Source organism: Streptomyces tendae (assembly GCF_008632955.1).
Classification (GTDB): Bacteria; Actinomycetota; Actinomycetes; order Streptomycetales; family Streptomycetaceae; genus Streptomyces.
In genome coordinates this window covers 3,551,468-3,576,382 of the sequence record NZ_CP043959.1, presented here as the reverse complement: position 1 = coordinate 3,576,382, position 24,915 = coordinate 3,551,468, and the positions used below count along the sequence as shown (strand labels likewise).

Below are 24,915 nucleotides of genomic sequence, written 5' to 3'. Positions count from 1 at the left end.
CACGTTAGGCGACGGCGTCGGCGGGCGTCGAGCGGTTTTCCGGCGCCGCTCCCAAGTCCCGATGTGTAGCGGGGGGTTCGCCGCCCTCCGACGGCCCCGCGGCCTGGCTCGACGACCGCCGGGACGGCAGCGGGTGCGGGCGCCGGTCCTGGAGGTGTCAGGACTGCGCCGTGGGCCGGACGACGATCTCGTTGACGTCGACGCCGGCGGGCTGCTCGATCGCGTAACCGATGGCGGAGGCGATCGCGGACGGCGGCATCGCGATCTCGTCCCGCATCCGGGTCAAGGCGGCGGACACCTCGGGGGAGGCCGTCTTGCCGACCCCCTCGGTGTGGGTGAAGCCGGGCGACACGACGGTCACGCTCAGGCCGGGCCCCGATTCCTGGCGCAGCCCCTCGGAGATCACGTTCACCGCCGCCTTGGTGGCGGCGTAGACGGCCTGCGGGGACTTGACGACGTAGGCCGAGGTGGAGCTGACGGTGACGAAGTGGCCCGATCCCTGCCGCCGGAAGACGGGCAGGGCCGCTCCGATACCGTTGAGCAGGCCGGTGATGTGCGTGGCGACCATCGCGTCCCAGTCGTCCTGGCGCAGTTCGTCGAACGGTGAGACGGCCATGATGCCCGCGTTGGAGACGAGCACGTCGAGGCGTCCGTACCTTTCGACCGCGGTGTCGGTGAGGCGGCGGAGGTCCTCACGGCGCGTGACGTCGACGATCACACCGGTGGCGGTTCCGCCCTTCGCCGTAATGCCGTCCACCACGGCGGCGAGCCGGTCCGCGCGCCGGGCCCCGAGCACGAGCCGGGCCCCCTTTTCGGCGAGGAAGTGCGCCGTCGCCTCACCGATGCCGCTGCTGGCACCGGTGAGCGCGACGACCTTGTCCTGGATGGTCGGCATGACCGGGGTCCTTCCGAGAGGGTGCAGGCGCACGAGGTGAGCGGATCCGCGGCGGGTGCGGGCCCACGTGTGACCTACTGTGGAACCGGGGACATCCCCACTTGAACCCAAGGTAAGTGGGGAACTCCCCACTTGGCAACCTTCGGCAACCGTGGGGGCATCCCCGGGAAGGAAAGGACGTCAGAGATGGCCGACGAAGCCCACCGTCCGTTGCGCGCCGACGCACGCCGGAACAGGGACAAGATCCTCACCACCGCCGCGCGCCTGTTCACCGCGGAGGGCCTGAACGCGCAGATGGACCGGATCGCCAAGGAGGCGGGCGTCGGCAACGCGACCCTGTACCGCAACTTCCCCACCCGGGAGGCCCTGGTCGAGGCGGTCTACCGCAACGAGGTGGCCCAGCTGTGCGGCTCCGTCTCCCCGCTGCTGGCGGAGAAGGCGCCCGACGAGGCCCTGCGCGCGTGGACGCGTCTCTTCCTGGACTACGTCACCACCAAACACGGGATGATCGACGCCCTGCGCGCCATCGCCGCGACGGGTGGCAACCCCTACGGGCACAGCAGGGAGATGATCCTCGCCTCCGTCACCACGCTCATGGACGCGTGCGTGGCGGCCGGGACGATCCGGGCCGACATCCCCCCGGGTGACATCAGCGCCGCGCTGGAGGGCATCGCCCTGACGTCGGCGGGCGCGGAGCACCGGCAGCAGGCGGAGCGCCTGCTCGACCTCATGCTGGACGGCCTGAAGGCCCGCGCGTGACGACACCACCGGCCTCCCCCGGGGGAGGCCGGTCGGTTCACGCCCCGGTGGCCACCGCCGCCTCGTCGACGCGTCCGGCCACCCAGGCGAGAAAGGCCCGGACGTCCGCCGGGGGAAGGGTGAGCGCCTCCGCGCGGGGGCGCTCGAAACTGCTCAGGGCCTCGGTCACCAGGGAACGGAAGACCGGCTCGGAGGCGGCGACGACCTCGCCGGCCCTGCGCTTGGCGAACCAGTGGCCGGTGCGGCAGTAGACAGCCGCACGGCAGCCGTTCAGCACCCTGTTGTCCGCCAGGTGCCCCTCGCCGTCGGCGTGCTCCCGCACGGAGTCGCGGAGCGCGGCGAGTACGGCGGTGCGGTCCGGCGCGGCGATCACGTCCCGTGCCGGGGCGCCGTACAGCGGAGGCCGGCCTGGTGGGCGACGGACCGGTCGATGACGTACCAGAAGGCCGGCCCGTCCTCGGGGTCCTGACTGGCTCGTCCGGGCAGGAGGGGTCCGGTGTTGAGGTCGAGCAGATAGCCGGCCGCGCTCGACGGCCGGGCGGTGAAGCCGGAGCCGTAGACGACCAGTTCCAGCCCGGCCGCGGGGCACGGCAGGGCGGGGTGGGCGAGCGTCCCGGCCAGTGCCGACAGGGCCGGGCGCGGGAGGGCGGGGTCCACCACGACCGTCACGTCGACGTCGCTGCGTCCGTGCCGGTAGTCGCCCAGGGCGAGGGACCCGACCGCGAGGACGCTCACCAGGTGCGGTCCGCAGACGTCGCCGGTCCGGCGGACCAGCTCCCCCAGGTAGGTCCGCAGTTCGGGCGGCGGCAGCGGCGGTCGGCTCATCCCCTTAGTGTCGGCCCCGGCGGGGACGCCGGGGAAGGTCACGCCCAGAGTTCGTCGCTGTCGCACACGCGTGCGCCCATGTTGCGTTCCATCATGCGCAGGGCGGCGTCCGCGAGGTCGGCGTGGATGTGCGCGACGGCGTCCCGGGGGACGGTCACGTCGAGGTGCCGGATGTGCGCGTCGAGCGAGGAGTACAGGACGCACTGCTCGGTGACCTGGCCGCACATCACGAGCTGGTCGATCCCCTGCTGGGACAGCAGATAGCCGAGCGGGGTCTCGAAGAAGATCGAGTGCCGGGCCTTGACCACGAAGAGGGAGGACTCGTCCGGCACCAGCGGCTCCACCAGGTTCGCGTACGGTCCCGCCAGCGCCTTGTCGAGCAGCTCGCCGTGGTGCGAGCGCCACTCGCCGAAGTTGTCGTTGACGTAGATCACCGGCGCGTCCCGCCTGCGCGCCCGGTCCAGCAGGCGGGAGATCACCGGGACCACCGCCTCGGCGGACGGGAGCAGCTGGTCGGCGTCCGGGTGGTCGTAGGTGTTGATCATGTCGATGACGATCAGTGCGGTCTTGCCCATGCGTACCGGGTGCCACTCGCGGGGGCAGGTCAGACATCTTTCCGCCGACTGCGGCCCGGAAGTCGGACGTGGGCGTGGCGCGCGCCCGCGCGGTGCCCGTCGGCGGACGGTCCGCCGACGTGGACGGGGCCGTCCGGCCCTGGTCCCGGGGTCCGTGAGCACCGACCATGGGGGGATGATCCACAGCGATGGCTTCCGGGCGCTCGACCGGCAGGAGTGCCTGCGCCTGCTGGGCAAGGTGCCGGTCGGCCGCGTCGTGTACACCCGGCAGGCGCTGCCCGCGGTGCTGCCCGTGCACTTCTCCCTGGACACGGACGGGGCCGTGGTGCTGTGCACCTCCGCGCAGTCCGATCTGGTGCGGGCGGTCGACGGTGTGGTGGTCGCGTTCGAGGCCGACGACTTCCAGGGCGGGCGCCGGTCGGGATGGAGCGTGGTGGTGACCGGCCGGGCGGCCGTGGTGAGCGACCCGGCCGAGCACGAGCGGCTGCTGCGCACCGGTCCCCGCTCGTGGATGCCGATGCGGGACGGTGTGTTCGTACGGATCGGGAGCGAGATGGTGACCGGCCGGGAACTCACCGGGGGGCGCGGACTGACCGCGTCCGCCCTGTGGGTGGCCGCCGTGTCAACCCCCTTGCGCCGCACCGCCGGACGGGTGACGTACGGTACCGCCTGTGACCGACCGCACGCCTGAGCACGCCCCTGGCCGCCACGGCCCCCACGCCACCGTCGAGACCGAGCCCCGCGCCGTGGGCCGGGTGCGCACCGAGTACTCGCCCGCGCACGACGGCGACCCGACCCCGGGGAGATCGTCTGGACCTGGGTCCCGTTCGAGGAGAACGACGGCCGTGGCAAGGACCGGCCGGTGCTGGTCGTCGCCCGCGAGGCTGCGGGGTCGTTCCTCGCCGTGCAGCTGTCGAGCAAGCGGCACGCCGGTGACCGGGAGTGGGTGCCGATCGGCAGCGGCCCGTGGGACCGCTCGGGCCGTGACTCCTGGGTCGACGTCGACCGCGTCCTGCGACTGCACGAGGAGGGCATGCGCCGCGAGGCGTGCGCCCTGGACCGCATGCGGTTCAACCTGGTGCGGCAGCGCCTCAGGGAGCGCTACGGCTGGGAGTGACCGCGGGCTCGTCCGTCAGGTCCGCGAACGTCCGGGCGAACGCCGCGCGCGTCGCGCTGTCGCGGGCCCGGTCCAGGACACCGAACACCACGTGCCCGAAGACCCCGTGGAAACGCCCGCCGGGGCCCAGGTGCGCGCGGAACGCCTCCGCCACCTGCGCCGGGTCGTTGCGGAACACCCCGCAGCCCCAGGCGCCGAGCACCAGCCGCCGGTAGCCGTGTGCGGCCGCGGTCTCCAGGACCCGCCCGGCGCGGCCTGCCAGCACGGCGGGCAGCTCCCCCGCGCGCTCCGGTGCCCTGGCGCGGATCACACCCGCGTTGGGCGCCGGCGAGGTGAGGAAACCGGCCGTGAACGGCTCGTCCAGCAGGCCGCCGCGGTCGTCCCGGAACACCGGCACGGCGGGTGAGTGGATCACCCGGTCGGTGTAGAACGGATCGCGGTGGGCGCGGTGGTGCGCGTAGAACTCGGGGGCCCGCAGCAGGCAGGCGTACAGCGCCGAGGCACGGCACAGCGCCTCCTCCTGCGCCTGCGCGCCGTTGAGGTAGCCCCCGCCCGGGTTGCGCGCCGAGGCGAAGTTCAGCACGGCCACGGGGCGCGAGGTGTCCGCGCCGGTGAGGCGCAGGGCGGCCTGAAGGCTGCTCTCGCCGGTCACCTCGAACCGCGTCGCCACCGGCTCGGACTCCGGGACCGGGACCGGCTCCGGTCCGTGCAGTCGCGTGCCCTGTCCGGCCTCCTCGACCGCCGCCGCGACGGACACCGTGTGCCCGCCCGGTGCCCGGTAGGCGCCCTCCGCCACGATCCGTTCCGTCTCACGGGCGATGCCCCGCAGGCGCGCGCTCACGGCGCCACCCCCGTAGCCGCCGTGAACGCACCCCGCGCGTCCCCCCTCGTCGTGCTCATGCAGGCATCCTGAGCGATGCTGGTGACGCGGCGCAACGCGGTTTTCGCCGGCCCGGACGGTCCGGGGCCGGAGGGCGAAAACCCCCGGTGACGGGCGGAACGAAAGGATGACCGACCCCTTACGCCTCCCCAGGCGCCCTTGTGCCGGGCGATCCGAGGGTTTTGGGTGGACGAGTTGGTGCCGGCCGGGACCGACCTGGCTCTCGGCCGGCGACATGGTGGTGTCTCAGGAGGATCCCTGCATGTCCGATCCGTCGAGCGGTTGTGCGCCTTCCCGCACGGCCGTCACCGAAGCCGAGGCGGAGGCCCTGATACGCGGCATCTGCTTCAAGACCGGACCGCCCCGCCTTCTCGGCGTGGAAGTCGAATGGCTGGTCAACGAGCTGCGCGACCCGCGGCTCCCCGTCCCTCACGAACGCCTCGAGGCGGCCTACGCCGCACTGCGGGGCGTGACCCTCCGCTCGGCGCTCACCGTCGAGCCCGGTGGCCAGCTGGAGCTGAGCTCGCCGCCCGCCGCGACCCTGACCGAGTGCGTCGGCACCGTCTCCGCCGATCTGGACGCCGTCCGCGCCGTCCTGCGCGAGGACGGCCTGGGGCTGTCCGGCATGGGCCACGACCCCTGGCGGAACCCCCGCAGATTCCTGCACCGGCCGCGCTACGACGCGATGGAGGCCGCCCTCGACCGCACCGGCGCGGGCGGCCGGTTCATGATGTGTGCCTCCGCCTCGGTGCAGGTGTGCGTGGACGCCGGACACGAGGAGCCCGGGCCGCTCGGTCACGTACGGCGCTGGTGGCTGGCCCACCTGCTGGGCGCCGTCCTGGTGGCGGCCTTCGCGAACTCGCCGCTCTCCGCGGGCCGGCCGACCGGCTGGCGGTCCACGCGGCAGCTGCGCTGGGCGCAGATCGGCGCCGGACGGGCGGGCGGCCCGGCGCTGGACGCCGACCCGCGCGCCACCTGGGCCCGGCACGTGCTGGACGCGCCCGTGATGTGTGTGCGCCGGGACGACGACCGGCCGTGGGACGTGCCGGACGACCTGTCCTTCCGGCACTGGACACGGCGGCGCACACCGCGCGCCCCGACCCACGACGACCTCGACTACCACGTCACGACCCTGTTCCCGCCGGTCAGGCCCCGGGGGCATCTGGAACTGCGGATGATCGACGCGCAGCCCGGCGAGGACGGCTGGACGGTGCCGCTGGCCGTGACGGCGGCGCTGTTCGACGACCCGGAGGCCGCCGAGACCGCTTACCGGACGGTGAAGCCCCTGGCCGAGCGGACGGCGGGCCTGCCCGCGCCGCACAACCCGTTGTGGCGGGACGCGGCCCGGGACGGGCTGACCGACCCGGAGCTGCGCGAGGCCGCCGCCCTCTGCTTCGCGGCGGCGCTGGCCGCCCTGCCCCGGCTGGGGGCCGCGCCCGCGCTGGTCGACAGGGTCGCCGCGTTCCGGGACCGGTACGTCGCCCGGGGCCGCTGCCCCGCCGACGACCTGCTCGACACCTGGCGCGCGGCTCACGACGGGCGTACGGCCGCTTCCGGCCCGCCCTCCCCCTCCATCCACCCGCACGGGAAGGACACCCCCTCATGACCGACCCCGCCCTCGACGCCGGAACCCTGCGTGAGCGCGCGGTCACCTCACTGGTCGTCGCCCGGGACCGCACCACGCTGCTGACCAGCTGTGTGGAGGACCCCGACCTGACCGCGCAGCATTCTCCGCTGATGTCACCGCTGGTGTGGGACCTGGCGCACATCGGCAACATGGAGGAGCAGTGGCTGCTGCGGGCGGTCGCCGGCCACGAGGCGATACGTCCGGAGATCGACAGCCTTTACGACGCCTTCGAGCATCCGCGCGCCGCGCGGCCCAGCCTGCCCCTGCTGTCGCCGGAGGAGGCCCGCCGGTACGCGTCCGACGTGCGCGGGCGGGCGCTGGACGTGCTGGAGCGCACGGCGTTCGACGGCACCCGGCTGACGGAGGCCGGCTTCGCCTTCGGAATGATCGCCCAGCACGAGCAGCAGCACGACGAGACCATGCTGATCACGCACCAGCTCCGCCGGGGCCCGGCGGCCCTCACGGCGCCCGACCCGGAGCCGGTGACGCCGTTCACCGGGCCGGCGGAGGTCCTGGTGCCGGGCGGCCCGTTCACCATGGGCACCTCGTCCGAGCCGTGGGCACTGGACAACGAACGCCCGGCCCACCGCCGCGAGGTGGCGCCCTTCTTCATCGACACGACGCCGGTGACGAACGGCGCCTACCAGGCGTTCATCGAGGCCGGCGGGTACGACCAGCGACGCTGGTGGACCCCCGAGGGCTGGGCCCATGTGCGCCGCAATTCCCTCACCGCGCCGCTGTACTGGCGCCGGGACGGCCGGCAGTGGCTGCGGCGCCGCTTCGGCGTCACCGAGCTGGTGCCGCCGGACGAGCCCGTGGTGCACGTGTGCTGGTACGAGGCCGACGCCTACGCCCGCTGGGCCGGGCGGCGGCTGCCCACCGAGACCGAGTGGGAGAAGGCCGCCCGGCACGACCCCGCCACCGGCCGGTCGACGCGCTACCCCTGGGGCGACGCCGACCCCACGCCCGGGCACGCCAACCTCGGCCAGCGCCATCTGCGTCCCGCACCGGCCGGCAGCTACCCGGCCGGGGCGTCGCCGCTGGGCGTGCGGCAGCTGATCGGGGACGTGTGGGAGTGGACGGCGAGCGACTTCCTGCCGTACCCGGGATTCCGGGCGTTCCCGTACAGGGAGTACTCGGAGGTCTTCTTCGGGCCGGAGCACAAGGTGCTTCGCGGCGGTTCCTTCGCCGTGGACCCGGTCGCCTGCCGGGGCACCTTCCGCAACTGGGACCTACCGATCCGGCGGCAGATCTTCTCGGGGTTCCGCACCGCCCGCTCGGTGGAGGACGCCTGATGTGCCGCCACCTCGCCTACGTCGGGCCCGAGGAGCCGTTGGGCGCGCTGCTGGTGCGACCGGCGCACGGTCTGTACCGGCAGTCGTGGGCGCCACGCCGGCAGCGCCACGGCACGGTCAACGCCGACGGCTTCGGCGTCGGCTGGTACGCCGGTAGCGACCCGGTCCCGGCCCGCTACCGGCGGGCCGGGCCGGTGTGGGCGGACCTGTCGTTCACGGATCTCGCCCGGGTGGTGCGCACCCGGGCCCTGCTCGCCGCCGTACGGGACGCGACGCTGTCGGGTGCCGACGCGGAGGCGGCCGCGGCGCCGTTCGCCTCCGGCACCTGGCTGTTCAGCCACAACGGCGCGGTGCCGGGCTGGCCGGGTTCGCTGGCGCCGCTGGCCGCGACGCTGCCCGCCGAGGACCTGCTGTCGCTGGAGGCCCGCAACGACTCGGCGTTCGTGTGGGCGCTGGTGCTGGCCCGGCTGCGGGCCGGCGACACCATGGGCCAGGCGCTGGCCGACACGGTCGCCGAGGTCGCGGAGGCGGCCCCCACCGCCCGGCTGAACCTGCTGCTCACCGACGGCGACACCGTCACCGCGACCGCCTGGGGGGACACCTTGTGGTATCTCGCCCGGCCGGGCGGCGGCACCGTCGTCGCCTCCGAGCCCTACGACGACGATCCGCACTGGCAGGAGGTGCCCGACCGCACCCTGCTGGCCGCGAGCCGCACGGACGTGCTGCTCACCCCGCTCAAGGAGCCCCTCACGTGAGTCCGTTCCATCTCACCCGCACCCTCCCCGAGGACGCCGCCGGCGCCGCCCTGCGCGCCGACGTCCACGCGGGACTGACCGGCAGCCCCAAGACGCTGCCGCCCAAGTGGTTCTACGACGCACGGGGCAGCGAGCTGTTCGAGGAGATCACCGCGCTGCCCGAGTACTACCCGACGCGTGCCGAGCGGGAGATCCTGCTCGCCCGCGCGGACGAGATCGCCGCCGCGTCCGGTGCCCGCACCCTGGTGGAGCTGGGCTCGGGCTCCTCGGCGAAGACGCGGCACCTGATCGCCGCCCTCACCGGCCTGCACACCTACGTGCCGGTCGACGTCAGCGAGTCCGCGCTGACCGGCGCCGGGAGAGCGCTGGCCGCCGAGCGGCCCGGTCTGGACGTGCACGCGCTGGTCGCGGACTTCACCGCGCGGCTGACGCTGCCGGACACCCCGGGGCCGCGTCTGGTGGCGTTCCTCGGCGGCACCGTCGGCAATCTGCTGCCCGCCGAGCGGGCCGCGTTCCTCGCCTCCGTGCGCGCCCTGCTCGCCCCGGGCGACGCGTTGCTGCTGGGCACGGACTTGGTGAAGGACGAGCGGGTGCTGGTCCGGGCGTACGACGACGCGGCGGGGGTGACGGCCGCGTTCAACAAGAACGTGCTGAGCGTGGTCAACCGGGAGCTCGGCGCCGACTTCGACCCGGACGCCTTCGACCACGTGGCCCTGTGGAACTCCGGGCACGAGTGGATCGAGATGCGGCTGCGGGCGCGCACCGCGCAGTCCGTGAAGATCCCGGCGCTCGAGCTGGTGGTGGACTTCGCGGAGGGCGAGGAGCTGCGCACCGAGGTGTCGGCGAAGTTCCGGCAGGAGGGCGTACGCGCCGAACTGGCCGCCGCCGGGCTGGAGCTGGCCCGGTGGTGGACGGACGCGGAGGCCCGGTTCGCGCTGTCGCTGAGCGTCGCCCGCTGACCGCGCCGCCGCGCGGGCCCACGGCAGTCCCCCCCCGGGGCCTGCCCAGCACGATCCGAAGGGGAGGTTCTAGTCGAAGGCGAGGGTGTCCGTGACGCGCCGTGCGGCGCGTCCGGCCTCCTCGGCGGGGTCGGCGCCGGTGAGCACCTTCGTCATGTACTCCTTGATCGGGTTGTCGGCCTCGACCACGCTCCACCGGGGCGTGGCCGGGGTCGCCCGGCCCCGTGCGGCGCCGGCCGCCATGGCCTCCAGCCCCTCCTCCCCCGCGACCGACTCGGCGAGGCCGGCCTTGTTGGGGACGTAGTTCATGGTGCGGGCGAGTTCGGTGTTCCACCGGGCGCCGGTGAGGGCGGCGACCACCTCGACGGCGGCGTCCTCGGCGTCGGTGTTCGCGGGGACGACGAGGTCGGAGCCTCCGGTGAAGACGGCTCCGGGCCGGCCCGCCTTCTTGCCGGGGACGGGGAAGTAGCCGATCAGGTCCGCGAGTTCGGGGTTCTGCTTGACGATCGCGGGAACCAGGCCGGGGACGGCGACGATCTGGGCGACCCGGCCCTCGGCGAACACGCCCGCCTGCGGCGGGTGTTCCTCGTCGGCGTCGGCCGGTCCGTCGCCGAGCTCCTGGAGCCGGCGGTAGAAGTCCATGCCGCGCAGCGCGGCGGGACTGTCCAGCGCGCCCCGCCAGACGCCGTCGCGCTCGGTGGCGAGTTCGCCGCCCTCCTCCCAGATGAAGCCGGCCAGCGTGTACCAGTCCTGTCCGGCGAGGTAGATGCCCTGCGTCCGGTCGGTGTCGAGCTGTTCGGTGATCTCCAGCCACTCGTCGCGGGTCTCCGGCGGGGCGGTGACGCCGGCCCCGCGGAACAGATCCTTGCGGTAGACGACGACGCGGTTGGCGGCGTACCAGGGGATGCCGTACTGCTGGGAGCCCCAGCGGCCGGGTTCGGCGAGGCCGGGCAGCCAGTCGTCGCGGCCCCAGTCGCGCATCGACTCCAGCGTGAGGTCGAGCAGCCCGTCGCCCTCGGCGTAGGCGGACACCTGGGTGTTGCCGACCTCGATGACGTCGGGCCCGTCCGCGTCCCGGCCGCGCAGCGCCTGCTGGACCTTCTCGCCGATGCCGGTCCACTCCTGGATGCGGATGTCCAGGTCGATCCCGTCGTGTTCGCTCTCGAACTCCTCGGTGAAGCGGTCCAGGAAGTCCTGCGAGGCACTGTGCTGCATCAGCCACACGGTGACGGTGCGCCGCTCCGCCGCGCTGTCGGAGATCAGACCGCAGCCGCTGAGGAGGGAGGCGGACACACAGACGAGGGCGAGCAGACGGCGTCTCACGTGGGGTCCTGTTTTCTGTCTGGCGGACAGGGCGGGGCCCGGCGTGGGGGGCGAGCCGGAACTCGGACGGGTGCCCTGCATCTTGGTATGGACCAATGCTCGGGTCAAGGCCGTCAGGCGAACGGGGCCGACGTCTCGCGCCCGGCCCGCAGGTGGGGCACGGTGGAGTGACGTGTGCCACAGGCGGTGGGAGCCGCCGCGAGAGGAGCGAAGCATGTCGAACCACACCTACCGGGTCACCGAGATCGTCGGCACGTCTCCCGACGGCGTCGACGCGGCCGTGCGCAACGGCATCGAGCGGGCGTCGCAGACCCTGCGCAACCTGGACTGGTTCGAGGTGACGCAGGTGCGCGGGCAGATCGAGGAGGGGCGGATCGCGCACTGGCAGGTGGGACTGAAGGTGGGCTTCCGGCTGGAGGGGTCGGACTGAACCACCTCCTGGTCAGGTCCGTCCCTCGCGCTCCTGAGCGTCCTTCAGCTCGCCCGAGGGGGACGTCCAGCGGGCGTGGACGACGGTGAATCCGGCACGCCGCGCGTCCGCGCAGACCAGTTCGTCGTCGTCGACGAGCACACGCACCTCCCGGGTCCGGGCCAGACGGCGCAGCACGGCGAGCTTGGTGTACCGGGCGGGGCGGCGGTCTGCGTTGCCGCGCATGTGCACGTCCCCTTCGGGCAGCCCCTGCGCGGCCAGCCAGTCCAGCGTGTCGCGGCGGCAGCGCTCGGGCCGGCCGGTGAGGTAGACGATCTCGCACTCCCGGGCGCTCTCCCGCACCAGGGCGATGCCTTCGGCGAGCGGCGGGTCCTGGGGCGCGGCGGCGAAGAAGTTGTCCCAGTCACGCGGCCTGCGCTCCAGGAAGTGCTGCCGGTGCGCGGTGCCGGCGAGGGTGTTGTCGAGGTCGAACACGGCCAGCGGACGGTCGGTGCGGCGCGTCGGGCCGGTGCGGTCGGTGCGGTCGGTGCGGTCGGTGCGGTCGGTGCGGTCGGTCACGCTGCCACCCTAGACAGCGGGCGCAGGAATCCTGGCGGCCGCGGGGCGTTGGAACCGGTATGAGTTCCGTGATCGCCACGACCCGCTTCTCCGTCCTCGACCGCTCACGCGTCCGCGAGGGGCACACCGCTCCCGAGGCCCTGCGGGACACCGTGGCCCTCGCCAAGGAGGCGGAGCGGCTCGGGTACCACCGGTTCTGGGTCGCCGAGCACCACGGCGTGCCCGGTGTGGCCGGTTCGGCGCCGACCGTACTGGCGGCGGCCGTCGCCGCGGCGACCCGCACGCTGCGCGTGGGCACCGGCGGGGTGATGCTGCCCAACCACCGGCCGCTGGTCGTGGCCGAGCAGTTCGGCGTGCTCGCCTCGCTGTTCCCCGGGCGGATCGACATGGGTCTGGGCCGCTCGGTCGGGTTCACCGGCGGGGTGCGCAAGGCGCTGGGGCGGGACAAGGAGGACGCGGAGGACTTCGCCGCCCAGCTCGACGAACTGCTCGGCTGGTTCCGCGGCACCTCGCCCACGGGCGTGCACGCCCGGCCGTCCGAGGGCCTGAGCGTGCCGCCGTTCGTGCTGGCGATGGGTGAGGGCGCCACGATCGCCGCCCGTGCCGGGCTGCCGATGGTCATCGGCGACCTGCGCGACCGGGACCGGATGCGCCGGGGCATCGACCGCTACCGGGAGCTGTTCCGCCCCTCCGCGTGGGCGAGCGAGCCGTACGTGATCGTCTCCGGCACCGTGGCGGTGGCGGACACGGCCGAGCGGGCCCGGCGGCTGCTGGTCCCGGAGGCCTGGTCGATGGCGTACTCCCGCACCCACGGCAGCTTCCCGCCGCTGCCGCCGGCCGAGCGCGTCGAGGCACTGACCCTGACCGGCAAGGAGCGTGACTTCTACGAGGCGGGCCTGACCGGACACCTCGCGGGCACGGAGGAGCAGGTGGCGCAGGGGCTGGAGTCGCTGCTGAAGGACACCGGGGCGCAGGAGGTGCTCGTCACCACCAGCGCCTACGACCGCGAGGCGCTGCTGGAGTCCTACCGGCGGCTCGCCGTGGTGGCAGGCCTCCCGGGCAGCGCGACGCGCCGGTGACGGGCACCGGCGCGTCGGGGAGAGCGGGAGTCGGGGGCTTTAGCGGCCCTTGCCCGGGACGTCGCGACCCCGGCCCGGGACATCGCGACCCCGGCCCGGACATCGGACCCCGGGACGTCGCGGCCCCGGCGGCCCGATTCCTCGGTCATCTCCGTCTCGGCCTCGATGCGCTCCTTGCGCACCTGGCCGTGCACGGTCTCGTTGGTGGTCGTCTCCTCGGTGGTCATCCGCACCCGCTCGACCGGTACCGCCTCGGTGGTGACCACGGGCCGCTCCTCGTGCAGCGTGACCTCGTGCTGGTCCTCCTTGAAGGCGGGTCCGGACATGGCGTCGTCGCGGTTGGCGTCGGTGATCGGTTCGCGCTCCACGCGTACTTCCTCGTGGCGGACCGGGACGGTCTGCTGGACCTCCTCGGTCACCACGTACTTGCGCAGCCGGGCCCGGCCGGACTCGTGCCGCTCTACGCCGACGTGCATCCGCTCCTCGGAGCGGGTCATCGCGTCACCGCTGCCGCGCCCCTTGGCCTCGCCGCCGCGCGTCATGGACTCGCCGCGGCCGGACATGGCGCCCGCCGCCCCGGCCGTGCCGGCCCGCTGGGGCGTGGGAGGCGCGCCCGTCCTGCCGGAGATGTCGCCCCCGCGTCCGGCCGACGTCCCCGCGGCTCCCGCGGCACCGGCCGCGCCCGCGGCTCCCGCCGCTCCGGCGGCGCCCGAGGTCCCGGCCTTGCCCGTGGTCCCGCCGCTGTCCTTGGGGTCGCTCAGGACGCTGTCCCAGTTGATGCCGTAGTACTCGTACAGCCGGTGCTCCTCGTCCACCGACAGGTGACCGCCCGCGTCGATGTCGACGTTGGGTGCGCCCTTCACCTTGTCCTTGGGATACGGCACCTCGAGGTGGTCCTGCACCATGGAGGCGTCGCGGATGGGCACGAACGACTCGCTGGAGCCGAACATCCCGGTCTTGACGGTCACCCACTCGGGGCGTCCACTCGCGTCGTCGAGGAAGACGTGCTTCGCGTCGCCGATCTTGTTGCCGTCCCCGTCGTAGACGGGGTGATCCAGCAGGATCGAGATCTCATCGCGGGTGATCATCTGACATCACCCTCCTCTCGGGTCACTCCTCTCCGGTTCTCCTGTTCAGAGGGCCGAAAACGGTACAAAGGTAACTAATCACACTTTATTTTCGACAGCGCTGACCGCGAGTGACCGCCGCGGGACGCGAGACGGGGCCGGAAGGAGCACCTTCTTCCGGCCCCGCCCGTCCGCACCTGCCGGCGAACGTCGGTGAGGGGCGGCCACCCGGGCGGCTAGCGCCTGCCCGCCTTGCGGGTCGCCCGCAGCCACTCCTTGTTCATCCCCGTGATGGACGTCAGCGGGATGCCCTTGGGGCAGGCGGTGGCGCACTCCCCGGCGAGGGTGCAGCCGCCGAAGCCCTCCTCGTCCATCTGCGCCACCATGTCCAGCACCCGCGTCTCACGCTCGGGGGCGCCCTGCGGCAGCACGTTGAGGTGGTTGACCTTGGCGGAGGTGAACAGCATCGCCGCGCCGTTGGGGCAGGCCGCGACGCAGGCGCCGCAGCCGATGCACTCGGCGTGCTCGAAGGCGAAGTCCGCGTCCGGCTTGGGCACCGGCGTGGCGTGGGCCTCGGGCGCGGAGCCGGTCGGCGCGGTGACGTAGCCGCCGGCCTGGATGATGCGGTCGAAGGCGGAGCGGTCGACCACCAGGTCCTTGACCACCGGGAAGGCGGCGGCCCGCCACGGCTCGACGTCGATGGTGTCGCCGTCCTCGAAGGAGCGCATGTGGAGCTGGCAGGTGGTGGTGCGCTCGGGCCCGTGGGCGTCGCCGTTGATGACCAGCGAGCAGGCGCCGCAGATGCCCTCGCGGCAGTCGTGGTCGAAGGCGACCGGGTCCTCGCCCTTGAGGATGAGCTCCTCGTTGAGGGTGTCGAGCATCTCCAGGAAGGACATGTCGGGTGAGATGCCGTCCACCTCGTACGTGGACATGGTGCCGTCGGCGTCGGCGTTCTTCTGCCGCCAGACGCGCAGGGTGAGCTTCATGCGTAGCTCCGCTGGGTGGGGTGGACGTACTCGAAGACCAGGTCTTCCTTGTGCAGGGTGGGAGCCTCGCCGGTGCCGGTGAACTCCCAGGCGGCCGCGTAGGCGAACTCGTCGTCCCTGCGGGCCGCTTCGCCGTCCGGGGTCTGGGACTCCTCACGGAAGTGGCCGCCGCAGGACTCGGCGCGGTGCAGCGCGTCGAGGCACATCAGCTCGGCGAGCTCCAGGTAGTCGACGATGCGGTTGGCCTTCTCCAGCGACTGGTTGAACTCCTCGCCGGTGCCGGGAACCTTGATCCGGCGCCAGAACTCCTCGCGGATCTGCGGGATGCGCTCCAGCGCCTTGCGCAGCCCGGAGTCACTGCGCGCCATGCCGCAGAACTCCCACATCAGCTCGCCCAGTTCGCGGTGGAAGGAGTCGGGGGTGCGGTCGCCGTCGACGGACAGCAGCAGGTTGAGCCGGTCCTCGGTCTCGGCCAGCACCTCCTGCACCGCGGGGTGTTCGTCGGTCACCTCGCCCTGGCGCGGGTTGCGGGCCAGGTAGTCGTTGAGGGTCGCCGGCAGCACGAAGTAGCCGTCGGCCAGGCCCTGCATCAGCGCGGAGGCGCCGAGCCGGTTGGCGCCGTGGTCGGAGAAGTTGGCCTCACCGATCGCGAACAGGCCGGGGACGGTGGTCTGGAGGTCGTAGTCGACCCACAGGCCGCCCATCGTGTAGTGCACGGCGGGGTAGATCCGCATGGGCACCTCGTACGGATCCTCGTCGGTGATCCGCTGGTACATGTCGAAGAGGTTGCCGTACCTGGCCTCGACGGCCTTGCGGCCCATCCGCCGGATGGCGTCGGCGAAGTCCAGGTAGACGCCCTGGCCGCCGGGGCCCACTCCCCTGCCCTCGTCGCAGACGTTCTTCGCGGCGCGGGAGGCGATGTCGCGAGGCACCAGGTTGCCGAAGGAGGGGTAGAGGCGCTCCAGGTAGTAGTCGCGCTCGTCCTCGGGGATCTGCGTGGGCGGGCGGGTGTCGCCCTTGGCCTTGGGCACCCAGATACGGCCGTCGTTGCGCAGCGACTCGCTCATCAGGGTGAGCTTGGACTGGTGGTCGCCGGTGCGCGGGATGCAGGTGGGGTGGATCTGGGTGAAGCACGGGTTGGCGAAGTACGCCCCGCGCCGGTGCGCGCGCCAGACGGCGGTGGCGTTGGAGTTCATGGCGTTCGTCGACAGGTAGAAGACGTTGCCGTAACCGCCGGTCGCCAGGACGACGGCGTCCGCGAAGTAGGTGGAGATCTTCCCGGTGATCAGGTCGCGGGCCACGATGCCCCGGGCCCGGCCGTCGACGACGATCAGGTCCAGCATCTCGGTACGCGGGTGCATCTCCACGTTGCCGGCCGCGATCTGCCGGCTGAGCGCCTGGTAGGCGCCGAGGAGGAGCTGCTGGCCCGTCTGACCGCGGGCGTAGAAGGTGCGGGAGACCTGGACGCCGCCGAAGGAACGGGTGTCGAGCAGGCCGCCGTACTCGCGGGCGAAGGGCACGCCCTGCGCGACGCACTGGTCGATGATCTCGACGGAGATCTGTGCGAGGCGGTGCACGTTGGACTCGCGGGCGCGGAAGTCGCCGCCCTTGACGGTGTCGTAGAAGAGACGGTGGACGGAGTCGCCGTCGTTGCGGTAGTTCTTCGCCGCGTTGATGCCGCCCTGCGCGGCGATGGAGTGCGCCCGCCGCGGGGAGTCCTGGTAGCAGAACTGGACGACGTGGTAGCCCTGTTCGGCCAGCGTGGCCCCGGCGGAGCCGCCCGCGAGGCCGGTGCCGACGACGATCACGGTGTGCTTGCGGCGGTTGGCCGGGTTGACCAGCCTCGCCTCGAAGCGGCGCGTGTCCCAGCGCTCGTGGACCGGTCCGGCGGGGGCCTTGGTGTCGGTGACCGGCTCGCCGGTCGTGTAGTCGGTGTACGAGGTCATGGTCAGCTCACCACTCCGGTCATGACGCCCACGGGGACGGCGACGAAGCCGGCCGTGAGCAGCAGCGCAAGGGCGTTGGCGGTGGTCTTGAGGGCGCGGTCGCGGGTGCGGCTGCCGGCGCCGAGGGTCTGGGCGGCGCTCCAGAAGCCGTGCCGGACGTGCAGGCCGACGGCCAGCATCGCGACGATGTAGAGGGTGTTGCCGTACCAGGTGGAGAAGGTGTCCACGACGTTCTGGTAGGGCTTGCCGGACTCGAAGCCGCCGGAGTGGACGGTGCCGGTGGTCAGGTCGAGGACGTGCCAGACGATGAACAGGGCGAGGATGATCCCGCCCCAGCGCATGGTGCGGGTGGCGTAACTGGCGCGCGCCTTCTTGTGGACGTACTTGGTGGGGCGCGCCTTGATGTCGCGCCGGCTGAGCTGGTAGGCGGAGACGGCGTGGGCGACCACGGCGAGGACGAGCACCACGCGGACGACCCACAGCGTCCACTCGTAGTGCATGAACGGCTCGCCCACCGTCCGCAGCCAGTGGGCGTAGTGGTTGAACTCACCCGCCCCGAAGAAGATCTTCAGGTTTCCGATCATGTGGACGACCAGGTACAGCAGCATGATCAGGCCGCTGACCGCCATCACTGTCTTCTTGCCGACGGTCGAGTCCCACACGGTGCGTGCCATGGACGGCCGTCGGTCCGTCCGCGTTGCCAGAGCCATGTCACCAGACGCTAGGGCCGAAGGGCCTCATCGGTCCAAGACATGGTACGGCTCGTTTCGATAGGGACCGCCTATCATGGCTGTATGCAGTTCCCGCAGCTCCAGTACTTCGTGGCCGTCGCCGAGACCCGGCACTTCACCCGCGCCGCGGAGCTGGTCCACGTCGCCCAGCCGTCGCTCTCGCAGCAGATCAAGGCCCTGGAGCGGGAGCTGGGCGCGGATCTGTTCCGGCGGGCGCGCGGCAACATCACGCTGACCGACGCGGGCGAGGCGCTGCTGCCGCTGGCCCGGCGCATCCTGGCCGACGCGGACACCGCCCGGCACGAGGTGCAGGAGGTGGCGCAGCTGCGCAGCGGCCGGGTGCGGCTGGGCGCGACCCCCAGTCTGTGCACGGGCCTGCTGCCGGACGTGCTGCGCGCCTTCCACGACCGCTATCCGGGCGTCCGGCTGCTGGTCGAGGAGGGCGGCTCGCACGACCTGGTGCGCGAGCTGGCCCGCGGCGCCCTGGACCTGGCGCTGGTCGTGCTGCCGCTGCCCACCCCCTCCCCCGCGCTGACCACGGTGGAGCTGCTGCGCGAGGACCTGGTGGTCGTCTCCTCACCGGACGCCCCGCGCCCCGGCGGGGGGCGGCGTACCGTGCGCATCGCCGACCTGGAGGGCGAGCGCCTGGTGATGTTCCGGCACGGCTACGACCTGCGGGAGCTGACGGTGGCCGCGTGCCGGGCGGAGGGCTTCGAGCCGGGGTTCGCGGTGGAGGGCGGGGAGATGGACGCGGTGCTGGGCTTCGTCCGGGCGGGGCTGGGCGTCGCGGTGGTGCCCCGTATGGTGGCCGCCCGCTCCGGCCACGGCCTGCGCGTCACCCCGCTGGCCCGCCCGGGACTCCACCGCACGATCGCCCTGGCCCACCGCAGCGACGTGGCACCGCCGCGGGCGGCCAGGGAGCTGCAGCGGATGCTGCTGGAGCGGTGAGGGACGTCCGGACGGCACGCGTCGCCCCAGGCCCGCGGACCTCCGGTCCCAGAAGGTGGCGCTGACCGAGCCGGCCCTCCTGCCGTGGCCGGGAACCGGGGCCGTGGCGAGTCCGCCGAGCGTGGCGTCGCCGTCCACGCCGGTGCGGTGCGGCGACCATCACCACGGGGCGAACGCCGGAAACCGTCGGCGGTCTTCGGGGAGACCGCGGATCCGTCCGGCGGAGGACCGAGCGCGTGGACGCCCCCGGACCCGTCCTCGGCGACGGCGCCCGGAAGGGCCCGCACGCGTCGTGTCACGTCACGTCCGGTGCCGCCGGCGTGCCCCGCGGTGCGTGCTCATCGCCCGGTCACCGCCCGCTCCTCACCCCGTCGCGTCCACCAGCGCCAGGTCGTGCAGCCGCTCCGGGGGGCCCGGGCGGGCGTAGTACCAGCCCTGGGCCGTGTCGCAGCCGAGGATGCGGAGCTGTTCGGCCTGGGCGCCGGTCTCCACTCCCTCCACGGTGACCGCGAGGTCGAGGGAGTGGGCCAGCGAGACGATGCCCTCGACGATCTTGAGGTCGACCGGGTCGGCGGGGAACTGCTGCATGCTCTGCGTGAAGGAGCGGTCCAGCTTGAGGACGCTCACCGGGAGCCGGCGCAGGTTGGCGAGGTTGGAGTAGCCGGTGCCGAAGTCGTCCAGGGCGATGTCGACGCCCATCTCGGCGAGCCTGCGCAGCGGCTTGAGGAGGTCGTCGTCGGCGCCGATGAGCGCCGACTCGGTGACCTCCAGGCACAGCGCGTCGGGCGTGACGCCCGTGCGTTCCAGGATCTCCACGGTGTCCTGGACCAGGCCCGGGTGGGTGAGCTGGCAGGGCGAGAGGTTCACGTTGATGCGCAGCGGGCCGAGCTCCTCGCCCCCGTTGGCGTCGCGCCACGCGCGGGCCTGCCGCACCGACTGCTCCAGCACCCAGCGGCCCAGCGGCACGATGAGGCCGGTGTGCTCGGCGAGCGGGATGAAGCGGTCCGGGGACAGCACCCCGTGCTGCGGGTGCAGCCAGCGCACCAGCGCCTCGGCGCCCCGGACGCTGCCGTCGCCGAGGTGCACCAGGGGCTGGTACTCGATGAAGAACTCCCCCCGGTCCAGGGCCGTGGGCAGCGCCGTGGTGAGTCCGTGCCGGGTGATGGCGCGGGCGTCGGCCTCCGGGTCCGCCAGCTCGAAGCGGTTGCCGCCGGCCGCCTTGGCCCGGTACATCGTGATGTCGGCGCTGCGCAGCACCTCCGCCGCGCTGCGTTCCCCGGCCGGGCCCTCGACGACGCCGATGCTGCCGCGCACGGTCAGCTCCCGGCCGTCGACGCTGATCGGGGCCAGCAGCGCGTTCATGATCCGGCCGGCCAGCTCGTCGACCGTGCGCCGGGTGTCGGGGCCGGTGGTGAGGGCCACGAACTCGTCGCCGCCGAGACGGGCCACCATCTCGCCGGGCGCGGTGGCGCAGGACTGCAGCCGGTCGGCGACCTCGACGAGCAGCCGGTCGCCGGCCGCGTGGCCGAGGCTGTCGTTGACGGTCTTGAAGCCGTCCAGGTCGAGGTAGCACAGCCCGAACCGCTGGTCCCGGCCGGCCGAGAGGGCCTTCTCCAGGCGTTCGAAGAAGAAGGTGCGGTTGGGCAGTCCGGTGAGCGCGTCGTGCGTGGCCTCGTAGCGCAGCCGGAGGTTGAGCAGCCGCCGCTCGGTGGTGTCCTCCATCAGCGCGAGCTGGTACTGCGGTGCGCCGTCGGCGTCGCGCAGCAGGGAGACCGTCAGGTTGGTCCACAGGACCGTTCCGTCGGGCCGGTAGAAGGCCTTCTCGAGGTGGTAGTGCTCGCGCTCGCCACCGACCAGTTCCGCGTAGAGACGCCAGGTCTGGGGGGCGTCGTCGGGGTGCGTCCAGTCCTTGACGTTGCGGCCGAGCAACGCCTGCTCCGACAGTCCGAACATGCGCCGCAGCGCGTTGTTGACCTGGAGGATGTTGCCGTCGAGGTCGGCGATGCCGATGCCTATGGCCGCACCCTCGAAGACCGCCCGGAACCGGGTCTCGGTGGCGTGCAGCGCCTGCGCCACCACGCCCTGTGCCTCCAACGCGGCCTGGGCGATGGCCTCCTGCTCGGCCAGCGTCCGCTCGCGCAGGGCCTGCGCGAAGCCCGCGGCCATGGCGTGCTGGAGGCGGGAGCTGCGCGCCCTGAGGGTCTCCCGGTCGCCGTCCTCGCCGCAGTACAGGACCAGGTAGGCGTCCACGCAGTCCAGGGTGCGGCTGAGCGCCTCCGGGTCGGTGCAGTGGGCCGCCACCAGCGCGGCGCCGGCCGCGCGGCCCGCGTCCGGGTCGAAGGAGCGTGCCCGCAGCGCCTCGCTCAGCAGCCGGGCCACCGGCAGCAGCCGCTCCTCGAACTCCGGCCGGGTCGAGGCGGTCGAGGTCACCGGGTAGACGGCCCGGCTCCAGATCGTCGCGAACCGGCGCAGTCTGTCCTCCGGCCCGTCCGGCTCGCCGCTCACGCCGTACGCCCCACTCCCGCGAGACCGGAGAAGGCGTAGGGATCCTCGTCCTCCGGTGCGGTGTCCGGGCGCCAGCGTGGCATCGGCACCAGTCCGGGTTCCACCATGTCGTACCCCTCGAAGAACCGCGCGATCTCGTCGCGCGTGCGCATGATCAGCGGGTTGCGCATGTCTCGGTACACGTCCACCGCCCCCTCGGCCCGCTCCGGCGGCAACGGGATTCCCTCGTACGCGGCATGGGTGAGCACCAGCATGCTGCCGGGTGCCAGGGCCTCGCGCAGTTCGGCCACCGCCCCGTACGGGTCGTCCGCGTCTTCCACGAAGTGAAGTATGGCAACGAGAAGCAGCGCCACCGGCCGATTCAGGTCGATCAGCCGCGCGACTTCGTCACTGCCGAGGATCTCCTGCGGCTTGCGGAGGTCGGCGGCGAGGACGCCGGCGCCGTCGTTGCCCTCCAGCACCACCGTGCTGTGCGCGACCGCGACGGGGTCGTGGTCGACGTACATCACCCGGGCCCGGGGGTCGGCCTCCTGGGCCACCTCGTGCACGTTGCCGAAGGTGGGGATGCCGGAGCCGATGTCGAGGAACTGGGTCACGCCCTCGGCGACGGCGAACCGCACCGCCCGTCGCATGAACGCCCGGTTCGCCTGCATGACCTTGGGCAGCCCCGGCATGAACTCCATGGCCCTGCGGGCCGCTTCCCGGTCGACCTCGAAATTGTGCGAACCGCCCAGGTAGTAGTCGTACATCCGGGAGACACTGGGCACCGTGATGTCGATGCTCCGAGGGGCCCAGGCGGGACGCTCCATCTAGCTCTCCAAGACGTAGGCGATCCGGTGTTCGAGCAGAGGCTACTGATCGCCCGCCAACGGGGCGACCCCAAACGGAAATTGACCATCCGTTCCCGGTCACTGCCTCTGGCACGTGCCGCTTTGCGAAAGCACAAGATCGTTACGTGACGTGCCCGCACCACTCCGGAGCGTTCCGGAGGGCGTGGCGAAAACAGGGGAAAACGGCCCGCCCCTCCGCGGGCGGCGGAGGGGCGGGCACGGGGCCGGCGGTGTCGGAGTGGACGACACCCTGGGGAGGTTGCTACTTCTCCGACGCGCCGACCGGCTTTCCGTCGGGCCGTACGGCGTACCAGGTACCGCCGACGCCCTGACCGTTGGTGTCGCCGGGGGCCTTGTCACCGGCGAAGGTGTAGATGGGCCAGCAGTTGATCGTCTGCTGGTCGGCGCCGTCGGGGCGGGTGAAGGTCATGTACCCCTTCTTCTGGATGCCCTTGGTGTCGCCGAACGCGACCGGCGACACCACCGGCCACTTCTTCAGGCAGTCGCCGGTGCACGCCGACACGGGCTTCGGCCACGCCTCGTCCTTCATGAACCGGTAGACGGTCATGCCGTTCTTGTCGACGACGATCTCGCCGAGCTCGGAGTCCTCCCGGGTGGAGAGCCCGGGCTGGTCCGCCGACCGCGCCTTCTTCCCCTCGGGGGTGAACGCGAACCACTTGCCGCCGACCCCCTGACCCTTGACGTCTCCGGCGTTGACGTCCTTGACGTACCGGTAGGCCGGCCAGCCGTCGACGGTCAGCTGCTTGGTGCCGTCGGCCCGGGTGATCCGGCCCAGCAGCGCCTTGTCGATGCCCTCGCCCGCGGAGGCGTCGTCCGCGGGCACCGGCGGCCAGGTCTTCGCGCAGTCCCCGTCGCAGTTGGACTTCGGGGGGTTCGCCGAGTCCTGGTCGAAGCGGTAGAGCGTGAGACCCAGTTCGTCGGTCACGACCTTGCCGAGCTTGGCGTCGGTCGCCACGTTGAGCTGGCCGGCCGTGTTGGCCGGCTGGCTCGGGGCCGGGGAGGTCTGGCCCGCCTGCGCGCCGCTGCCGACGCCGCCCAGGTCGCCCGGCGCCGTGATCCCCACGTTCTGGCTGGAGGGCGGCTGGCTGTCCTGACCGCACGCCGTCGTCAGGGTCAGCACCGCCGCGGCGCTCACCACCAGTGAGGCGGTCCGCCAGGAGGTATTCATCGTCAACTCCAGATGATCGCAGAGGTGTTGCAGCGCCCTGCTGCGCCGCCGCTCGACGATGGGTACGCACGGGGGCACAGGTTGTGTTCAACGGCGACCCGTATTTCTTTTCTTAACTCCTTCGGGGCAATCCCCGGGCTCCCGCGCGTGGCCGGGCCCGTGACGACTCATGATCTTCGTCGTGCAAGCACTCGTACCGACCCAAACCCGCACGGCGGCGCGCGCGTTGGCCGTGGTCGCGCTGCTGTGGGCCGTCGCCGGCGCGCCCGCTCCGGCGGCGGCCGACGCCTGCGCGTACGCCTCGACGGGGCCGGGCGGCACGGAGGCGGTGGCGATCGCGGGCGATGTCGCCTGGACGGACTTCCCGCCCTGCTCCCCGCCTCCGCCGTCCCCGACCCCCACGCCGACGCCCACCCCCACGCCGACCCCGCCGCCTCCTCCCCCGCCACCGCCGCCCCCTCCGGAACCGACCCGCCACCACCGCCGCCCAAGCCCAGCCCCAGCCCGACGCCGACTCCGACACCGCCGCCCGCGGCCCGACCGGCACCGCCCCGGCCCGCGCCGGCCGTCACACCGACGCCGCGCCCGGTGCGCCCGGCGCCGCCCCCGCCGAAGGCTCCCAAGCCGTCGGCCACCCCGGCGCCGCGCCCGTCGGTGCGGCCCGTGACCTACCCGCGCCACCGCGCGGTCGAGGTGAAGCGGCCAACCCGGAGCACGACCTCGCCGCTCGTCTTCGTCCTGCTCATCACCACCCCCGCGGTCGTCGCCGTCGCCGCTCTGCGTCCGCGCTGACGACCGCCCCGCCACCGACCGACCCTCTCTCCCTGGAGGCACCTCTTGCCGGAATGGCTTGTTCTCACCCTCGCCATGCTCGCCGCCTGTGCCGTCGTGGTGATCATCACGCTCGTACGGCACCGGAGGGCGGCCGAGGACGAGGACCCCAGCGAGACCCCGGACGTCATCGAGTACATGACGATGTGGATCGGCGTGGTGTACGCCATCGTCCTGGGACTCGCCATCGCCGGCGTCTGGGAGGGCCGCAGCGCCGCCCAGGACAACGTCCGGGCCGAGGCGGTCGCCCTGCACGAGGTCTCCGAGCGGGTACGGGTCTACCCCGCCGAGATCCGTGACCTGATCCGGGACGATGTCAACGCCTATGTCGGACACGTCGTCACCACCGAGTGGCGCACCATGGCCGACCACGACCGGGTCACCGACGAGGGCACCGAACTCCTCGACCGGCTCCGCCGCGACGTCACCGACTACGAGCCGCGCAACGACTTCGAGGCGCAGGCGTACCAGCCGCTGGTGGACCAGGTGGCCGCCGCCGACCAGGCGCGCAGCGCGCGTGCGGAGTCGACCGGGGCGACCATGCCGGGCGTGGTGTGGTTCGGCCTGGTGGCGGGCGCCGTCATCACCATCGGCATGATCTTCGCGCTGCAGATCCGGCGCACCCGCCGCGAACTGATCCTGGCCGGGCTGTTCTCGGCGCTGATCGCGTTCCTGCTCTTCCTGATCTGGGACTTCGACGCGCCCTACAGCCGGGGCCTCGCCGCGACCGCGGACCCGTTCCTGCGGCTGTTCCCGGAGGTCAGGAGCTAGCCGGCACGGCTGCCGCCCCCGACCTCTGCGGTCG

24 protein-coding genes and 2 pseudogenes are annotated in these 24,915 nt (G+C 72.8%); 12 read left to right on the top strand and 14 right to left on the bottom strand.

What is annotated here, in order from left to right:
* Window positions 1-157: 157 nt before the first annotated feature.
* Window positions 158-895, bottom strand: a complete 738-nt coding sequence (locus F3L20_RS16320) for an SDR family oxidoreductase (RefSeq protein WP_150155013.1) — start codon at window positions 893-895, stop codon at window positions 158-160.
* 186 nt (window positions 896-1,081) lie between these two features.
* Between F3L20_RS16320 and F3L20_RS16315 the strand changes: the two genes are divergently transcribed.
* Window positions 1,082-1,654 (top strand): TetR/AcrR family transcriptional regulator, encoded by a 573-nt coding sequence (locus F3L20_RS16315; protein WP_150155012.1) that lies wholly within the window; start codon window positions 1,082-1,084, stop codon window positions 1,652-1,654.
* A gap of 37 nt (window positions 1,655-1,691) precedes the next feature.
* On the opposite strand, the gene F3L20_RS34655 is transcribed toward F3L20_RS16315, so the two are convergent.
* Genes F3L20_RS34655 through F3L20_RS16305 form a run of 3 tightly spaced genes read right to left on the bottom strand, consistent with a single transcriptional unit; the run spans window position 1,692 to window position 3,054 of the window.
* On the bottom strand, window positions 1,692-2,027 hold the full coding sequence (locus F3L20_RS34655) for an aminoglycoside adenylyltransferase domain-containing protein (protein ID WP_240810661.1): 336 nt from the start codon (window positions 2,025-2,027) through the stop codon (window positions 1,692-1,694).
* Window positions 2,024-2,479, bottom strand: coding sequence for a nucleotidyltransferase domain-containing protein (locus tag F3L20_RS34650; protein ID WP_240810660.1), 456 nt, complete (start codon window positions 2,477-2,479; stop codon window positions 2,024-2,026). The genes F3L20_RS34655 and F3L20_RS34650 overlap by 4 nt, the downstream gene beginning before the upstream one ends.
* A 38-nt stretch (window positions 2,480-2,517) precedes the next feature.
* Complete coding sequence (locus F3L20_RS16305) at window positions 2,518-3,054, bottom strand: cysteine hydrolase family protein (RefSeq protein ID WP_150155011.1); 537 nt, start codon at window positions 3,052-3,054, stop codon at window positions 2,518-2,520.
* Window positions 3,055-3,229: 175 nt separating this feature from the next.
* Here F3L20_RS16305 and F3L20_RS16300 point away from each other — a divergent pair.
* Together F3L20_RS16300 and F3L20_RS16295 are read left to right on the top strand one after the other, a co-directional pair.
* Window positions 3,230-3,643 (top strand): annotated as a pseudogene (locus F3L20_RS16300) (pyridoxamine 5'-phosphate oxidase family protein); the annotation flags it as partial.
* Window positions 3,644-3,725: 82 nt separating this feature from the next.
* Window positions 3,726-4,171: pseudogene (locus F3L20_RS16295) on the top strand (type II toxin-antitoxin system PemK/MazF family toxin).
* On the opposite strand, the gene F3L20_RS16290 reads toward F3L20_RS16295, so the two are convergent.
* Window positions 4,146-5,012 carry a TIGR02452 family protein gene (locus tag F3L20_RS16290; RefSeq protein ID WP_150155010.1) on the bottom strand — a complete coding sequence of 289 codons (867 nt, stop codon included), beginning with the start codon at window positions 5,010-5,012 and terminating at the stop codon, window positions 4,146-4,148. The pseudogene F3L20_RS16295 and the gene F3L20_RS16290 sit on opposite strands and share 26 nt — an antisense overlap.
* 301 nt (window positions 5,013-5,313) lie before the next feature.
* On the opposite strand from F3L20_RS16290, the gene egtA reads away from it, so the two are divergent.
* From egtA to egtD, 4 genes are read left to right on the top strand one after another with little or no spacing between them, the layout of a single operon-like run.
* Window positions 5,314-6,657, top strand: coding sequence for an ergothioneine biosynthesis glutamate--cysteine ligase EgtA (gene egtA, locus F3L20_RS16285; RefSeq protein ID WP_150155009.1), 1,344 nt, complete (start codon window positions 5,314-5,316; stop codon window positions 6,655-6,657).
* Window positions 6,654-7,973 (top strand): ergothioneine biosynthesis protein EgtB, encoded by a 1,320-nt coding sequence (gene egtB / locus F3L20_RS16280; protein WP_150155008.1) that lies wholly within the window; start codon window positions 6,654-6,656, stop codon window positions 7,971-7,973. The genes egtA and egtB overlap by 4 nt, the downstream gene beginning before the upstream one ends.
* Window positions 7,973-8,728, top strand: a complete 756-nt coding sequence (gene egtC / locus F3L20_RS16275) for an ergothioneine biosynthesis protein EgtC (RefSeq protein WP_150155007.1) — start codon at window positions 7,973-7,975, stop codon at window positions 8,726-8,728. Before egtB ends, egtC begins: the two co-directional genes overlap by 1 nt.
* Window positions 8,725-9,687: an L-histidine N(alpha)-methyltransferase gene (gene egtD / locus F3L20_RS16270; RefSeq protein WP_150155006.1), complete on the top strand. Its 963-nt coding sequence runs from the start codon at window positions 8,725-8,727 to the stop codon at window positions 9,685-9,687. Before egtC ends, egtD begins: the two co-directional genes overlap by 4 nt.
* Window positions 9,688-9,756: 69 nt before the next feature.
* Here egtD and F3L20_RS16265 read toward each other — a convergent pair whose 3' ends face one another.
* Window positions 9,757-11,010 carry an extracellular solute-binding protein gene (locus tag F3L20_RS16265; protein ID WP_150155005.1) on the bottom strand — a complete coding sequence of 418 codons (1,254 nt, stop codon included), beginning with the start codon at window positions 11,008-11,010 and terminating at the stop codon, window positions 9,757-9,759.
* Between the two features lie 214 nt (window positions 11,011-11,224).
* Between F3L20_RS16265 and F3L20_RS16260 the strand changes: the two genes are divergently transcribed.
* A complete protein-coding gene (locus F3L20_RS16260) occupies window positions 11,225-11,440 on the top strand; it encodes a dodecin (RefSeq protein ID WP_145824742.1) in 216 nt (71 codons plus the stop codon).
* Between the two features lie 12 nt (window positions 11,441-11,452).
* Here F3L20_RS16260 and F3L20_RS16255 read toward each other — a convergent pair whose 3' ends face one another.
* The gene (locus tag F3L20_RS16255) at window positions 11,453-11,920 is read right to left on the bottom strand and encodes an LNS2 domain-containing protein (RefSeq protein WP_150157367.1); all 468 of its coding nucleotides are present in this window, start codon (window positions 11,918-11,920) and stop codon (window positions 11,453-11,455) included.
* A gap of 137 nt (window positions 11,921-12,057) precedes the next feature.
* Here F3L20_RS16255 and F3L20_RS16250 point away from each other — a divergent pair, with 137 nt between their 5' ends.
* A complete protein-coding gene (locus tag F3L20_RS16250) occupies window positions 12,058-13,077 on the top strand; it encodes an LLM class flavin-dependent oxidoreductase (RefSeq protein WP_150155004.1) in 1,020 nt (339 codons plus the stop codon).
* Here the strand turns inward: F3L20_RS16250 and F3L20_RS16245 are convergent.
* The 4 genes from F3L20_RS16245 to F3L20_RS16230 form a co-directional block, all read right to left on the bottom strand.
* Entirely contained in the window at window positions 13,023-14,165 is a 1,143-nt protein-coding gene (locus tag F3L20_RS16245) for a DUF2382 domain-containing protein (RefSeq protein ID WP_150155003.1), read from the bottom strand. The genes F3L20_RS16250 and F3L20_RS16245 overlap by 55 nt on opposite strands.
* A gap of 215 nt (window positions 14,166-14,380) precedes the next feature.
* A complete protein-coding gene (locus F3L20_RS16240) occupies window positions 14,381-15,130 on the bottom strand; it encodes a succinate dehydrogenase/fumarate reductase iron-sulfur subunit (RefSeq protein WP_150155002.1) in 750 nt (249 codons plus the stop codon).
* Complete coding sequence (locus F3L20_RS16235; protein WP_150155001.1) at window positions 15,127-17,076, bottom strand: fumarate reductase/succinate dehydrogenase flavoprotein subunit; 1,950 nt, start codon at window positions 17,074-17,076, stop codon at window positions 15,127-15,129. Before F3L20_RS16235 ends, F3L20_RS16240 begins: the two co-directional genes overlap by 4 nt.
* Before the next feature lie 2 nt (window positions 17,077-17,078).
* Window positions 17,079-17,750 carry a succinate dehydrogenase gene (locus tag F3L20_RS16230; protein ID WP_150155000.1) on the bottom strand — a complete coding sequence of 224 codons (672 nt, stop codon included), beginning with the start codon at window positions 17,748-17,750 and terminating at the stop codon, window positions 17,079-17,081.
* Between the two features lie 120 nt (window positions 17,751-17,870).
* Between F3L20_RS16230 and F3L20_RS16225 the strand changes: the two genes are divergently transcribed.
* A complete protein-coding gene (locus F3L20_RS16225; protein ID WP_150154999.1) occupies window positions 17,871-18,755 on the top strand; it encodes a LysR family transcriptional regulator in 885 nt (294 codons plus the stop codon).
* Window positions 18,756-19,118: 363 nt separating this feature from the next.
* Here F3L20_RS16225 and F3L20_RS16220 read toward each other — a convergent pair whose 3' ends face one another.
* The 3 genes from F3L20_RS16220 to F3L20_RS16210 all read right to left on the bottom strand — a co-directional run bounded on the left by F3L20_RS16220 (window position 19,119) and on the right by F3L20_RS16210 (window position 23,279).
* Window positions 19,119-21,260: a putative bifunctional diguanylate cyclase/phosphodiesterase gene (locus F3L20_RS16220; protein ID WP_150154998.1), complete on the bottom strand. Its 2,142-nt coding sequence runs from the start codon at window positions 21,258-21,260 to the stop codon at window positions 19,119-19,121.
* Window positions 21,257-22,069, bottom strand: coding sequence for an SAM-dependent methyltransferase (locus F3L20_RS16215; protein ID WP_150154997.1), 813 nt, complete (start codon window positions 22,067-22,069; stop codon window positions 21,257-21,259). The genes F3L20_RS16220 and F3L20_RS16215 overlap by 4 nt, the downstream gene beginning before the upstream one ends.
* Window positions 22,070-22,352: 283 nt before the next feature.
* A complete protein-coding gene (locus tag F3L20_RS16210; protein ID WP_150154996.1) occupies window positions 22,353-23,279 on the bottom strand; it encodes an SCO0930 family lipoprotein in 927 nt (308 codons plus the stop codon).
* Window positions 23,280-23,942: 663 nt separating this feature from the next.
* Between F3L20_RS16210 and F3L20_RS35275 the strand changes: the two genes are divergently transcribed.
* Both F3L20_RS35275 and F3L20_RS16200 read left to right on the top strand, forming a co-directional pair.
* A complete protein-coding gene (locus F3L20_RS35275; protein WP_276615848.1) occupies window positions 23,943-24,071 on the top strand; it encodes a hypothetical protein in 129 nt (42 codons plus the stop codon).
* Window positions 24,072-24,116: 45 nt separating this feature from the next.
* A complete protein-coding gene (locus F3L20_RS16200; protein ID WP_150154995.1) occupies window positions 24,117-24,881 on the top strand; it encodes a DUF4239 domain-containing protein in 765 nt (254 codons plus the stop codon).
* The last annotated feature ends 34 nt before the right edge of the window (window positions 24,882-24,915 follow it).